The following is a 13,527-nucleotide window of genomic DNA, read 5'->3' as shown; positions in this document are numbered from 1 at the left end:
GTGCCCCGGAAGCGATACCCGGCCGGGGTACCGGCGGTAAGGCCTGACCGGGGCCGGGAAGAGACCGCGCGGAGCACCCCCGGCGGGCTCAGATGGGCTCGGCGTCCAGGAAGGCCGCCGGGTCCGCACCCTCCGCTTCCGCCGCGCCCGGCGGAGCCAGCTCGGCCCAGATGACCTTGCCCTCGGGGGTGTAGCGGGTGCCCCAGTGCTCGCTCAGCTGCGCCACCAGGAACAGCCCCCGGCCGCCCTCGTCCGTGGTGGCGGCGTACCGCAGGTGCGGGGCGGTGCTGCTGCCGTCCCAGACCTCGCAGGTCAGGCCGTGGTCGTGCAGCAGCCGGACGCGGACCGGGGCGCCGCCGTGACGCAGGGCGTTGGTGACCAGCTCGCTGAGGATCAGCTCGGTGGCGAAGCCCAGCTCCGTGAGGCCCCACGCGTCGAGGGTGCGGGCCGCCGCGCCCCGGATCTCGCCGACCGCGCTCGCCTCGAACGGCACGTCCCACTGCGCGACCCGGTCCGCGCCGAGCGTGCGGGTCCGGGCGACGAGCAGGGCCACGTCGTCGGCCGGGCGCAGCGGCAGCAGCAGGTCGAGGACGTCCTGGCAGGTCCGGCGCGGGTCCCCGTCGGACCCGCTCAGCGCGGTGCGCAGCAGCTCCAGCCCCTCGCCGATGTCCCGGCCGCGCTCCTCGACCAGGCCGTCGGTGTACAGGACGAGCCGGCTGCCCTCCTCCAGCTCCAGTTCCGCCGTCTCGAAGGGCATGCCGCCGAGGCCCAGCGGGGGACCGGCCGGGAGGTCGACGATCTCGGTGGTGCCGTCGGGGGCGGCGACCAGGGGCGGCAGGTGCCCGGCCCGGGCCACCGTGCAGCGCCGGGACACCGGGTCGTAGACGGCGTACAGGCAGGTCGCGCCGAGGACGGAGCCGTTCGCGTCGCCGCCCTCGTCGTCGTGGTCGATGCGCTGGACGAGGTCGTCGAGGCGGGCGAGGATCTCGTCGGGGGCGAGGTCGAGCGAGGAGAAGTTGTGCACGGCCGTGCGCAGCCGGCCCATGGTCGCGGCGGCGTGCAGGCCGTGTCCGACGACGTCCCCGACGACCAGGGCGACCCGGCAGCCCGGCAGCGGGATCACGTCGAACCAGTCCCCGCCCACCCCGGACTGCGCGGGCAGGTAGAAGTGCGCCACGTCCACGGCGCTCTGCTCGGGCAGGGCGCGGGGCAGGAGGCTGCGCTGGAGGGTCACGGCGAGGGCGTGCTCGCGGGTGTAGCGGCGGGCGTTGTCCATGCTGACGGCGGCGCGGGCGACGAGTTCCACGGCGAGCGACAGGTCGTCCTCGTCGAAGGGCTCGGGCTTGCGCGAGCGCCAGAAGTTGACCACGCCGAGGACCACCCCGCGGGCGGTGAGCGGGGCCGCGATCAGCGAGTGGATCCCGTAGTCGATGATGGCGCGGGTGCGTACCGGGTCCTGGGCGAGCCAGCCGGGTTCGGCGGACAGGTCGGGCACCAGTTCGGCCTTGCCGGTGCCGTAGCCGCGCGCCTGGGGGGTGGACGGCAGGAAGTCGATCAGCAGGCCGCGGGGGTAGAGCGGGTGGTCGGAGCGGACGCCGCTGACCGCGGTGCGCCGCATGTCGGCCCCGGGTCCGGGTTCCTCCCCGTCGAGGACCGGTTCGGCCAGGTCCACGGTGGCGTAGTCGGCGAAGCGGGGGACGGCGACCCGGGCGAGCTCCTCGGCGGTGCGGACCACGTCGAGGGTGGTGCCGATGTCCCCGCCGGCGTCGTAGAGGAGCTTCAGGCGCCTGCGGGCCGTCTCGGCGCGGCTGGTCAGGACCCGCATCTCGGTGGAGTCGCGGATGGTGACCGCGGTGCCGCCGTCGGCGCGGCCCCGGGGGTGGGTGCGCCGCTGGTTGACGACGAGCAGCCGCTCCCCGGTCTCCACGACCTCGTCGGTGGCCACCCGGCCGGAGAGCAGCAGGTCGGCCATCCGGCGGTCCAGGCCCGGCACGTTCCCGATGTAGCGGCCGTCGGCGTCCTCGGGGAGGCCGAGGAGCCGCTTGGCCTCGTCGTTGGCGAGCAGCAGCCGCCCGTCCCCGTCGATGATCAGCACGCCCTCGCGGACGGCGTGGAGCACCGCGTCGTGGTGCTCGTACATGCGGGTCATCTCCAGCGGGCCCAGCCCGTGGGTCTGCCGGTTCAGCCGTCTGCTGATCAGGGCCGTGCCGGCGGTGGCCAGGCCCAGGGTGGCGGCGATGGACAGCAGGATGACCGGGAGCTGGCGGTTGACGACCCCGGTGACGTTCTTGACGGTGAGGCCCGCCGACACCAGCCCCACGACCTTGCCGTCGGGTGCGGTGACGGGCACCACCGCCTGGATCTCCCTGCCGAGGGGGCCGTCCACGCTCTCGGTGTAGGTCTGGCCGGCGAGGGAGGGCTCGATGGTGCCGACGAACCGTTTGCCGATGCGGTCCGGCCGGGGGTGGGTGTAACGGATGCCGTGGGTGTCCATGACCACGATGAAGTCGACCCCGGCGTCCTTGCGGGTCTGCTCCGCGAGGGGCTGGAGCACGGCCGTCGGGTCGGGGGACTTCAGCGCCGCCTGGAGGCCCAGGGAGTGCGCGAAGGTCTGGGCGACGGCCACCGACCGGTTGCGGGCCTCGCGGTCGACGTCGTGCCGCGACTGGAGGAGCAGCGCCAGCAGCGCGCCGGCCGCGAGCAACACCACGATCGCCACCTGGAGGACGAATACCTGTCTGGCGACGCTTCTGGATCGGCTGCCTAGAGGTGACCGCACCGACGTGCCCGGCACGGGTGGCGAGAAGGGGTCACGCCCCCAGTTGTAGCACTTCCGGGCGCTCTCGGCCCCCGGCGCGACGGCGCGCCGCCCGTGGCGTCGCGCCCGCCGGCCCCGATCCCGGTCCGCTGCCCGGGTCCGCCCGCCCTTCCACTCACCCGTTCGCCCGCCTGTCCGCCCGGCCGCCCGCCCGTCCGGCTGCCCGTCCGGCCGCTCAGGCGGGCGTGGCGGCCGGGCGGCAGTCCGGGTGGCCCCAGCGGGCGCCCAGCTTGGCGATCTTCTCTCCGGCGGCGTAGGACTGCCCGCAGGGGCAGGTGCCGCGGAACTTCGCCGTGATGGTGCGCGCCGTCCCGGAGCGGGCGGCGGCGCCCGCGGTGGCCTTCCGCGCCGGGGCCGTACGGGCCGGGGCGGTACGGGCCGGGGCCGGGACGGGGAGGGCGGTGGCGCCGTGGGCGGTGCCGGCGGGCTCCTGGCTGACGGCGGCGTCGCTGGCGGCCTGGTCGGCGATGGCGTTGAGGTGGTCGCCGTCCTCCCGGTGGGCCGGAACGTAGCGGAACTCCACGTCCCGCTCGCCGAGCAGTTCGTCGATCCGCTCGACGAGCTCCCGGTTGGCCACGGGCTTCCCGGCGGCGGTCTTCCAGCCGTTGCGCTTCCAGTTCGGCAGCCACTGGGTGACGGCCTTCATGGCGTACTGGGAGTCCATCCGCACCTGGAGCGCGGTACCGGGCTCCACGGCCTCCAGGAGCCGCTGGAGGGCGGTGAGCTCGCCGACGTTGTTGGTGGCGCGCCCCAGCGGGCCGGCCTCCCAGCGCTCGGGCCGGCCCTCGGCGTCCGCGATGACCCACGCCCATCCGGCCGGGCCGGGGTTTCCCTTGGCCGCCCCGTCACAGGCGGCGATGATGCGATCAGACATCCCCCGATCTTGCCCTATCCCGGACGGCCCGGCGGCCACCCCGCCCGCCGGGCAGGGCGAGGGCCTCCGCGGGCGCGACGGTGTCCGGATCCAGCCGTACCGCCCGGGCCGGGTGCCCGGTCAGGCTCGACGGCGTGTCCAGCCCCTCCCTACGATCATGAAAAGTGCGGATATCCGACCGAGGGAGCAGGCCTTGACCACCCTGATCGTCTTCGACATCGACGGCACGCTGCTGCGCAGCGTCGCCCCCCACCAGTCCGCGTTCGGCGCGGCGCTGCGGGACTTCGGGCTCACGGACGTCGACTCGGCGTGGGGCGGCTACACCCACCACACGGACTCGTGGATCTTCCGCGAGGTCTTCCGGCGCAACACGGGCCGGCTCCCCGGCGAGGCGGAGCGGGAGCGGTTCGCCGGGCTGCTGCACGAGCACTTCCTGGCCGCCGTCGCCGACGGGGGCGTCGAGGAGATACCGGGCGCGGCCGCCTTCCTGCGGGCGCTGGAGGCCGACGACGCGTACGCGGTGGCCTTCGCCACCGGCGGCCTGCGCGAGGTCACCGCAGCCAAGCTGGCGCCCCTGGGGGGCGGTTCGGCCGGGCCGGTGTCCACCGCGAGCGAGCACACCTTCCGCGAGCACCTGGTGCGCGAGGCCGTCCACCGGGCCGCCGAGCGGGCCGGGGGCGGTTTCGAGCGGGTGGTGTGCGTGGGTGACGGGCCGTGGGATGTACGGGCCGCGGTCGCCACGGGCGCCGAGTTCATCGGCATCGGCCCGGACACGACGCCGTTCGGCGACTGGTTCCCCCGCACCCACCTGTTCGGCTCCTTCGACGAGGTCGACCCGGCGGCCGACTTCACCCTGGTCCCGCCGGCGGGGCGGGTGGCCGCCGAGCCGGACGCCGACAAGGAGTTCACCGCCCGCCCGGCGCCGTGCCCCTGCTGGGACTGACCGCGCACGCACGCCCCGGCCCGCTCTTCGACGAACCGGCACAGCCGGTCGAAGCGGCCCGCGCCGGTCAGGCTCCTCGCGGGCAGCCGGATGCCGAACTCCGCCTCGACCGCGAGCACGCTCTGGAGCTGGAGCCGGAGCTGGAGCCGGCCGAGCGAGTCCCCGCCGGGGGTGGGGCCGCCCCCGCCGCCCCGGACCTCGGCCGCCGGGCCCAGCATCCCGCGCACGGCGGCCTCCACCCGGTCGGCGAGGCGGCACGCCCTGCTCGCCGTCGGCGGGGCCGTCCACTCCGGCATGCCACCGTGGTCGCCGCAGGCCCCTCGTGGGGGCGGCGGCCCGGCGGACGATTCGGGCCCTGCGTTCCGTCCCGGCCCCGGCCCTGTCCGAGCGCGGTGGTCCGGCCGGGGTCGCACGCGTGATCCCTACCCCGGACGGCCGTATCATCGAGTCCGCCTCGGGCCCCTTCGGTGAGGGGCCGCACACGCCGGCCGTCCCCTGCGGCGGCCCGGCGTCGCTCACGGTCACGGAAGGACGCCGATGCAGGCAGGGATCACCGGCGTCGCGGCCCGCGCGCAGCTCCGGGGCCACGGCCCGCCGGGGCGTGTCCCGCACGACCGGGGACGCGGTCGGGCGGGCGAGGGCCGAGCGGGGGCACGAGCGGGCCCGGTGATCCGTCAGCCGTACACCGTGGAGGCCGGGCAGAGCGCCGCCGCCGCGCCGGCGGAGCCCGGCGCCACCGCGAGCGTCACCGGGCGCGGCGGGCCGGACCCGGTGGGCGACCGGGACGTGCCCACCGGGGAGCCGCTCTTCGGCCCCGGGCCGGTCGTCCGCGCCTCCACCGCCCCGGCCGTCCCCTCCTGACCGCTCCCTTCCCCGCACACTCCCCCGACAGACAGGCGAGGACGTGTACACGACCGTCACCGAACTCGCGGACGGCCGCGAGCTCATCTACTACGACGCCGCCCCCGGCCGGGACCGCACGGCCGAGGACCGGCGCCCCCTCGACCGCGTCGAGAGCAGCCCGGAGCTGCGCCGGGACCCGGCCACCGGCGACTGGGTGACCATCGCCGCCCACCGGCAGACCCGCACCTACCACCCGCCCGCCGACGCCTGTCCGCTGTGCCCCTCACGGGACGGGCGGCAGAGCGAGATCCCGGCCGCCGACTACGAGGTGGCCGTCTTCGAGAACCGTTTCCCCTCCCTGTCCGGCGCCGCCGGGCGCTGCGAGGTGGTGTGCTTCACCCCCGAGCACGGGGCCGGGTTCGCCGACCTCACGCCCGCGCGGGCCCGGCTGGTACTGGACGCCTGGACCGACCGGACCGCCGCGCTGTCCGCCCGCCCCGGGGTGGCACAGGTGTACTGCTTCGAGAACCGCGGCGCGGAGATCGGCGTCACCCTGCCCCACCCGCACGGCCAGATCTACGCCTTCACCGCCCCCGCCCCGCGCACCGCCAAGCACCTGGCGGCGGCCGCCGCGCACCGGGCGGCCACCGGGCGCAACCTCTTCGAGGACCTCCTCGCCGAGGCCCGCGCCGCCACCGAGCGGGTGGTGCTGGCCGGGGAGCACTGGACGGCCTTCGTCCCGTACGCCGCCCGCTGGCCCTACGAGGTCCACCTCTACCCGCACCGCCGCGTGCCCGACCTGACCCGCCTCGACGAGGCGGAGCGGGCCGAGTTCCCCGGGCTCTACCTGGAGCTGCTGCGCCGCTTCGACGGGCTCTTCGGGCTGGCGGAGCCCACCCCGTACATCTCCGCCTGGCACCAGGCCCCGCTGACCGGCGGGGAGGAACTGGCCCTGCACCTGGAGCTGTTCACCGTCCGGCGGACCGCCGACAAGCTCAAGTACCTGGCCGGGACCGAGTCCGGGATGGACGCGTTCATGAACGACGTGGCCCCGGAGACGGCGGCGGCGCGGCTGCGGGAGGTCCCGTGAACACGCGGGCGGGCGGGCGGTCCGAGCGGGTGCGCCGGGACTTCGAGCGGATCCACGGCCGCGCCCCCGAGGGGGTCTGGGCGGCTCCGGGCCGGGTCAACCTGATCGGCGAACACACCGACTACAACGACGGCTTCGCCCTCCCCATGGCGCTGCCGCAGGCCGCCGTGGCCGCCGTCGGGCGCCGTACGGACGGGCTGCTGCGGCTGCACAGCGCCCAGGGCGACGGCCGGGTCACCGAGCTGCGGGTGGCGGACCTCGCCCCGGGCACGGTGCCCGGCTGGGCCCGGTACCCCGCCGGGGTGGTGTGGGCGCTGCGCGAGCGGGGGCTGGCCGCCGGGGGTGCGGACCTGCACCTGGACAGCGCCGTTCCGACGGGGGCGGGGCTGTCCTCGTCGGCGGCGCTGGAGTGCGTGGTGGCCGTCGCGTACGAGGAGCTGTACGGGCTGGGGCTGGGACGGCCGGAGCTGGCGCGGGTGGCCCAGTACGCCGAGAACGCCTTCGCCGGGGTGCCCTGCGGGGTGATGGACCAAATGGCCTCGGTGTGCTGTGCGGAGGGCAGCGCCCTGCACCTGGACAGCCGGAGCCTGGAGGTCCGTCAGGTGCCCTTCGACCTCGGGGGGCACGGGCTGCGGCTGCTGGTGCTGGACACGCGCGTCAAGCACGACCTGGCCGACGGGGCGTACGCCGCGCTGCGGGCCGGCTGCGAGCGGGCGGCGGGGCTGCTGGGCCTGCCCGCCTTGCGGGACCTCGCGGAGGCGGAGCTGGACGGGGCGCTGTCGCGCCTCCCGGCGGAACTGGTGCCGCTGGTCCGGCACGTGGTCACGGAGAACGGCCGGGTCGAGCGGGCCGTGGCCCGGCTGGCGGACGGGCGGCCCGAGGCCCTGGGACCGGTGCTGACGGAGGGTCACGCCTCGCTGAGGGACGACTACGGGGTCTCCTGCGCGGAGACGGACCTCGCGGTGGAGGCCGCCGTGGCGGCGGGCGCCCTGGGCGCCCGGATGACGGGGGGCGGCTTCGGCGGCTCGGTGATCGCCCTGGTGCGGGCCGGGGAGGCCGCGCGGGTGACCGCCGCCGTGACCCAGGCCTTCACAGCCGCCGGCTTCGGGGCCCCGGCAGCACTGGAGGCCGTCCCATCGGCGGGCGCCCGCCGCGTCGGCTGAGGGGTCTGGTGGGCGGGCGGGGGGCGGGTGAGAATGCCGCCATGACCGACACCCCCGAGTCCCCCGCCGTCCGGGTCGAGCGCGAAGGGGCCGTGACGACCGTGGTGTTGTCGCGGCCCTCGGCCCGTAACGCCGTGGACGGGCCCACGGCCCGGCAACTGGCCGACGCCTTCCGGGAGTTCGAGGCCGACGAGCGGGCGGCGGTCGCCGTGCTGTGGGGCGAGGGCGGGACGTTCTGCGCGGGCGCCGACCTCAAGGCCGTCGGCACCGGGAGCGGCAACCGGGTGGAGCCGGAGGGCGACGGCCCCATGGGGCCGACCCGGCTGCGGCTGACCAAGCCGGTGATCGCGGCCGTCGCGGGCCACGCCGTGGCCGGAGGGCTGGAGCTGGCCCTCTGGTGCGACCTGCGGGTGATGGAGGAGGACGCGGTCTTCGGGGTGTTCTGCCGCCGGTGGGGAGTGCCGCTGATCGACGGGGGCACGGTGCGGCTGCCGCGCCTGATCGGCGAGAGCCGGGCGATGGACCTGATCCTGACCGGCCGCCCGGTCCCGGCCGCCGAGGCCCACGCGATCGGGCTGGCCAACCGGCTCGTGCCGCCCGGGCGGGCCCGGACTGCGGCCGAGGAGCTCGCGCGGGAGATCGCCGCCTTCCCGCAACTGTGCCTGCGCCACGACCGGCTCTCCGTGCGGGAGCAGCACGGGCTGGCCGAGCCCGAGGCGCTGGCCAACGAACTGCGGCACGGGATGGTGCCCCTGTCGGCGGGCGAGACCCTCGCGGGCGCCGCGCGTTTCGCCTCCGGGGCCGGCCGGCACGGTTCCTTCGCCGACTGAGCCCCGGGACGGACGTCCGCCCCGCCCCAGAGCCACCCCGACGCCCCAACGCCCCAACGCCCCGGCCACCCACCACCCCTCCCGCGCCCTCCGCTGCGGGACCCTCCTCCTCGGCGGCGTCCTGGCGGCCACACCAGGGCGTACGCCACCCTCCGCACCCTCTCCGCCGGCCGCCGCCCGCGCCTGGTCCCCGGCCGGGCCCGCGCCGTGCCGGGGCGGGCCGGCGGGAACGAACGTACGATGGGCGGGAGCCGGCTCGGGCGGGCCTCGTGGGCCGGGCGTCCGAGCGCGCAGGGCGGAGGAGCATGGCACAGGGCGGCGATGCGGCGCGGACCGTCATCCTCACGGTGGACGACGACCCCGGGGTGTCCCGCGCCATCGCCCGCGACCTGCGGCGGCACTACGGCGGCGGGTACCGGATCGTGCGCGCCGAGTCCGGCGAGTCCGCGCTGGAGGCGCTGCGCGAGCTGAAGCTGCGGGGCGACCTGGTCGCCGTGATCCTCGCCGACTACCGGATGCCGCAGATGAACGGCGTCGAGTTCCTGGAGCAGGCCCTCGGCGTGTACCCGGGGGCGCGGCGGGTGCTGCTGACCGCGTACGCCGACACGCACGCGGCCATCGACGCGATCAACGTCGTCGACCTCGACCACTACCTGCTCAAGCCGTGGGACCCGCCGGAGGAGAAGCTCTACCCGGTGCTGGACGACCTCCTCACGGCCTGGCGCTCCAGTGACCACCGGCCGGTGCCGGCCACCAAGGTGGTCGGGCACCGCTGGTCGGCGCGCTCCTCCGAGGTGCGGGAGTTCCTGGCCCGCAACCAGGTGCCCTACCGGTGGTACTCCTCCGACGAGCCCGAGGGCCGGCGGCTGCTGGAGGCGGCCGGGACCGACGGCCTGCGGCTGCCGCTGGTGATCACCGCCGACGGGGCGGCGCTGGTCGCTCCGGAGGCGGCGGAGCTGGCCGCCCGCGTGGGGCTCGCGACCACCCCGGCCGCCGCGTTCTACGACCTCGTCGTCATCGGCGGGGGCCCGGCCGGGCTGGGGTCGGCGGTGTACGGGGCTTCCGAGGGGCTGCGGACCGTGCTCGTCGAGCGGTCGGCGACCGGCGGGCAGGCCGGGCAGAGCTCCCGGATCGAGAACTACCTGGGCTTCCCGGACGGCGTCTCCGGTGCACAGCTCACCGAGCGCGCCCGGCGCCAGGCCACCCGGTTCGGCGCCGAGATCCTCACGGCGCGCGAGGTCACGGGGCTGGAGGCCAACGGGCCGGCGCGGGTCGTACGGTTCTCCGACGGTTCCTCGGTGGCCGCGCACAGCGTCATCCTGGCGACCGGGGTGTCCTACCGGCAGCTCGGGGCGCCGGGCTGCGCGGACCTGACCGGGCGCGGGGTGTACTACGGCTCCTCGCTCACCGAGGCGGCGTCCTGCGAGGGCCAGGACGTGTACGTCGTCGGCGGCGCCAACTCGGCCGGGCAGGCGGCCGTGTACCTGGCGCGGGGCGCGAAGTCGGTGACGCTGCTGGTGCGCGGGGAGTCCCTGACGGCGTCCATGTCGTACTACCTCATCCAGCAGATCGAGGAGGCCCCGAACATCACGGTGCGGCCCCGGACCGTCGTGGACGCGGCGCAGGGCGAGGGGCACCTGGAGCGGCTGCTCCTGCGGGACGCCGTGACGGGGGCCACGGAACTCGTCGACGCCCAGTGGATGTTCGTCTTCATCGGCGCGGCCCCGCTGACGGACTGGCTCGACGGGACGGTGCTGCGCGACGAGCACGGGTTCATCCTGGCCGGGCCGGACCTCACCCCGGACGGACGGCCGCCGGCCGAGTGGGAGCTGGACCGGCCGCCCTACCACCTGGAGACCAACATCCCCGGCGTGTTCGTGGCGGGCGACGCGCGCGCCCAGTCCGCGAAGCGGGTCGCGTCCGCGGTGGGCGAGGGGGCCATGGCCGTCATGCTCGTCCACCGCTATCTGGAGCAGTCATGAGCGAACGGGAAGTGGCTTGCGACCCCCGGGAGATCGGCTCGCTGTTCCTGTTCGAGAAGCTCTCGCCCGAGCAGCTCGGACGGCTGTGCGCCGAGGGGCGGGTGGAGCGCTTCGAAGCCGGCCCGGTGTACACCGAGGGTGAACCGGCCACCTGCTTCTTCGTGATGCTGGAGGGCACGGTCGTCATGTACCGCCGGGTCGGCGCCGACGACGTGGAGGTGAGCCGGACCTCGCAGCGCGGGGTGTACGCGGGGGCCATGCAGGCGTACCTGGGCGACCGGGTCCCGCAGACGTACGTCAACTCGATGCGGGTGACGGCACCGACGCGGTTCTTCGTGCTGCCCGCCCAGTCGTTCGCGGACATCATGCAGGAGTGGTTCCCGATGGCCGCGCACCTGCTGGAGGGCCTCTTCTTCGGGGCGAAGGACACCCAGCGGGCCATCGGGCAGCGCGAACGCCTGCTGGCGCTGGGCTCGTTGTCGGCCGGTCTCACGCACGAGCTCAACAATCCGGCGGCGGCCGCCGTCCGGGCCACGGCGGCGCTGCGCGAGCGGGTGGGCAAGATGCGGCACAAGCTGGCCGTCATCGCCCGGGGCCCTTACTCGCGCGAGGCCCTCGCCGAACTCATCGAGATCCAGGAACGCACTGCCGAACGCGTCGCCAAGGCACCGGCGCTGAGCCCGCTGGAGGCCTCCGACCGGGAGGACGAGCTCGCCGACTGGCTGGAGGACCACGGCATCGCCGAGGGCTGGCGGATCGCGCCCGTCTTCGTCCAGGCGGGGCTGGACACGGACTGGCTGGAGCAGGTCGCGGCGACCGTCGCGGAGGACATCCTGCCGGGGGCGATCGGCTGGCTCAACTACACGGTCGAGACCGAGCTGCTGATGGACGAGATCGACGACTCCACCACCCGCATCTCGCACCTGGTGGACGCGGCCAAGCAGTACGCGCAGCTCGACCGGGCCCCGCACCGCGACGCCGACGTCCACGAACTCCTGGACAGCACGCTCCTGATGCTCTCCGGCAAGATCGGCCGCCGGGTGAAGGTGGTCAAGGAGTACGACCGCACCCTGCCCGAGGTGCCGGCCTATCCGGCGGAGCTCAACCAGGTGTGGACCAACCTCATCGACAACGCGGTGTCCGCCATCGGGAGCGCCGGCGGCGACGGGACGCTGACGGTCCGCACGGCCCGGGAGGGCGACCGGCTGCTGGTGGAGTTCCGTGACACCGGGCCGGGCGTGCCGGAGGAGATCCGCGACCGCATCTTCGACCCCTTCTTCACCACCAAGCCCGTCGGCGAGGGCACGGGCCTGGGCCTGGACATCTCCTGGCGGATCGTGGTCAACAAGCACCACGGAAGCCTCCAGGTCGAATCCGTCCCCGGCGACACCCGGTTCCGCGTCCTGCTGCCGCTGACGGACCCCGAAGGACATCCCGGCACCGAGAGCGTGGAGGAGCCCCCATGACGGAGAGCAACCAGACCGGCGGGATCGACGGCGTCGACCCGGCCGTCCCGCCCAGCGGGACCGGCTGCGGGGAGTGCGACGCGGTGGGCGGCTGGTGGTTCCACCTGCGGCGCTGCGCCCGGTGCGGGCACGTCGGCTGCTGCGACTCCTCCCCGGCCCAGCACGCCACCGCCCACTGGAAGGCCACCGGGCACCCCCTGGTGCAGAGCTTCGAACCGGGGGAGGCCTGGTTCTGGGACTACGCCGCCGGCACCCTGTACGAGTCCGGTCCCGCCCTCGCCCCGCCCGACGCCCACCCCGCCGGCCAACCGGCCCCGGGCCCGTCCGGCCGCGTCCCCGCCGACTGGCCGAACCACCTCCACCGCTAGACCGCCCGTGCGGGCCGTCCGTCAGGCCGGCTCCCCGGCCGGATCAAAGCCGGCCCACGCGGTCGGCGGCGGTCCGAACGCCCGTCGGCCGGCCTTGACGGAGAAGGCGCCGAGGGCGGCGTTGGCCCCGCCGCCGATCACGGCGCCGATGCCGAACGGGGCCACGCGGCCGAGGACGATGATCCCCTGCTTGGTGCCGTACTTCGTGACGAAGTTCCTCCCCAGGACCCTGTTGATCTGGCGCAGCGTCTCGACGGGCACCTTGGCGACGACCTGCCGTCCCCAGTGCTGTCCCGTCCGCTCGGCGACCCTGGTGATGGTGGCGGAGCCGCTCCCGCCCAGCATGATGCCCATCACGATCGTCCGGCGGCGTTCGAGCTCGTCGAGGGGGACCCCGTGGACCTCGGCGAGCGAGAGCGCGAAGAGGGCGCTCAGCTCCAGGGACGACAGGGCCGCGCCGCCGGAGAGCGCCAGTGCGATCCCCGTGCCCACACCGGGCGCGGCGGCGGCCCCGCCGACCGCCGCCCCCGTCCCCGTCAGGGCGCTGACGTACATCCGCTCCAGGCCACGGATCGCCTGGGCCGGTGTCGCGTCCGGGTTCCGCTGGCGGGCCCGGGCGATGTTCCTGCGCACCAGCGGGCTCTGGAGGTCGATCGCCCTGTCCAGGAGGTCGAGGACCCGCTGCCCGCGTGCGGGGTCTTCCCCATCCGGTCCGTCGGGGGCGCCTGTTGCCATTCCTGAACTCCTCGGGTCGTCACGTCCGACCGAGTCTCCCATTCCAACGGGCCTACGGCCCAGGGAGGTTCCCGGGATCCCGGAGCCGTCGGGCCAGCCGCAACCCCCGGACGGGGGACCTCGCCCTGTTCGAGCGAGTTTCAACGCCGCCGGGCCAGCGGCCGCAGGCGTCGCGGGGGGCACGGGAACATCAGTTCACCGATCGCCGCCGCATTCCCCGTTACGGGTTCCTTCCGGTGCCGTTCATGGAGCACCAGTACCAGTCGTGCGCCCATCCGGAGGATGCCGTGGAACCCGTACCGCACCGCACCGTGACCCCCGACGTATTCGAACGCCGCCGCCCTCCGGCGCCCCCGCGCACCCCGCGCGCCGGCCGGGTTGACGCCGTGCGGGACCCCGCCCGCCGGAGGGCCGC

The 13,527-nt window shown here is 75.5% G+C and carries 11 protein-coding genes; 8 read left to right on the top strand and 3 right to left on the bottom strand.

Going from position 1 to position 13,527, the window contains the following annotated elements:
* Positions 1-88 precede the first annotated feature (88 nt).
* Positions 89-2,779 carry a SpoIIE family protein phosphatase gene (locus tag ABT403_RS01440; protein ID WP_344167274.1) on the bottom strand — a complete coding sequence of 897 codons (2,691 nt, stop codon included), beginning with the start codon at positions 2,777-2,779 and terminating at the stop codon, positions 89-91.
* A 214-nt stretch (positions 2,780-2,993) separates the two neighbouring features.
* Positions 2,994-3,692 (bottom strand): ribonuclease H family protein, encoded by a 699-nt coding sequence (locus ABT403_RS01435; RefSeq protein ID WP_344167277.1) that lies wholly within the window; start codon positions 3,690-3,692, stop codon positions 2,994-2,996.
* Positions 3,693-3,885: 193 nt separating this feature from the next.
* Here ABT403_RS01435 and ABT403_RS01430 point away from each other — a divergent pair, with 193 nt between their 5' ends.
* From ABT403_RS01430 to ABT403_RS01395, 8 genes are all read left to right on the top strand, one after another.
* Entirely contained in the window at positions 3,886-4,635 is a 750-nt protein-coding gene (locus ABT403_RS01430) for an HAD family hydrolase (protein WP_344167280.1), read from the top strand.
* A 666-nt stretch (positions 4,636-5,301) separates the two neighbouring features.
* Positions 5,302-5,496, top strand: coding sequence for a hypothetical protein (locus tag ABT403_RS01425; RefSeq protein ID WP_344167283.1), 195 nt, complete (start codon positions 5,302-5,304; stop codon positions 5,494-5,496).
* Between the two features lie 43 nt (positions 5,497-5,539).
* Entirely contained in the window at positions 5,540-6,568 is a 1,029-nt protein-coding gene (gene galT / locus ABT403_RS01420) for a galactose-1-phosphate uridylyltransferase (RefSeq protein ID WP_344167286.1), read from the top strand.
* Complete coding sequence (gene galK / locus ABT403_RS01415; RefSeq protein WP_344167289.1) at positions 6,565-7,731, top strand: galactokinase; 1,167 nt, start codon at positions 6,565-6,567, stop codon at positions 7,729-7,731. Before galT ends, galK begins: the two co-directional genes overlap by 4 nt.
* A gap of 41 nt (positions 7,732-7,772) precedes the next feature.
* A complete protein-coding gene (locus tag ABT403_RS01410; protein ID WP_344167292.1) occupies positions 7,773-8,561 on the top strand; it encodes a crotonase/enoyl-CoA hydratase family protein in 789 nt (262 codons plus the stop codon).
* Positions 8,562-8,866: 305 nt separating this feature from the next.
* A complete protein-coding gene (locus ABT403_RS01405) occupies positions 8,867-10,543 on the top strand; it encodes an NAD(P)/FAD-dependent oxidoreductase (RefSeq protein ID WP_344167295.1) in 1,677 nt (558 codons plus the stop codon).
* A complete protein-coding gene (locus ABT403_RS01400; RefSeq protein WP_344167298.1) occupies positions 10,540-12,009 on the top strand; it encodes an ATP-binding protein in 1,470 nt (489 codons plus the stop codon). Before ABT403_RS01405 ends, ABT403_RS01400 begins: the two co-directional genes overlap by 4 nt.
* Positions 12,006-12,377, top strand: a complete 372-nt coding sequence (locus ABT403_RS01395; protein WP_344167301.1) for a UBP-type zinc finger domain-containing protein — start codon at positions 12,006-12,008, stop codon at positions 12,375-12,377. Before ABT403_RS01400 ends, ABT403_RS01395 begins: the two co-directional genes overlap by 4 nt.
* A 21-nt stretch (positions 12,378-12,398) precedes the next feature.
* On the opposite strand, the gene ABT403_RS01390 is transcribed toward ABT403_RS01395, so the two are convergent.
* The gene (locus tag ABT403_RS01390; RefSeq protein ID WP_344167304.1) at positions 12,399-13,112 is read right to left on the bottom strand and encodes a hypothetical protein; all 714 of its coding nucleotides are present in this window, start codon (positions 13,110-13,112) and stop codon (positions 12,399-12,401) included.
* Positions 13,113-13,527: the final 415 nt, after the last annotated feature.

Origin of the sequence: Streptomyces sp. NPDC000075, assembly GCF_040301925.1 — a bacterium.
Classification (GTDB): Bacteria; Actinomycetota; Actinomycetes; order Streptomycetales; family Streptomycetaceae; genus Streptomyces; species Streptomyces polychromogenes.
The sequence above is the reverse complement of the archived record's forward strand: the minus strand, read 5'-3'. Positions and strand labels throughout refer to the sequence as shown.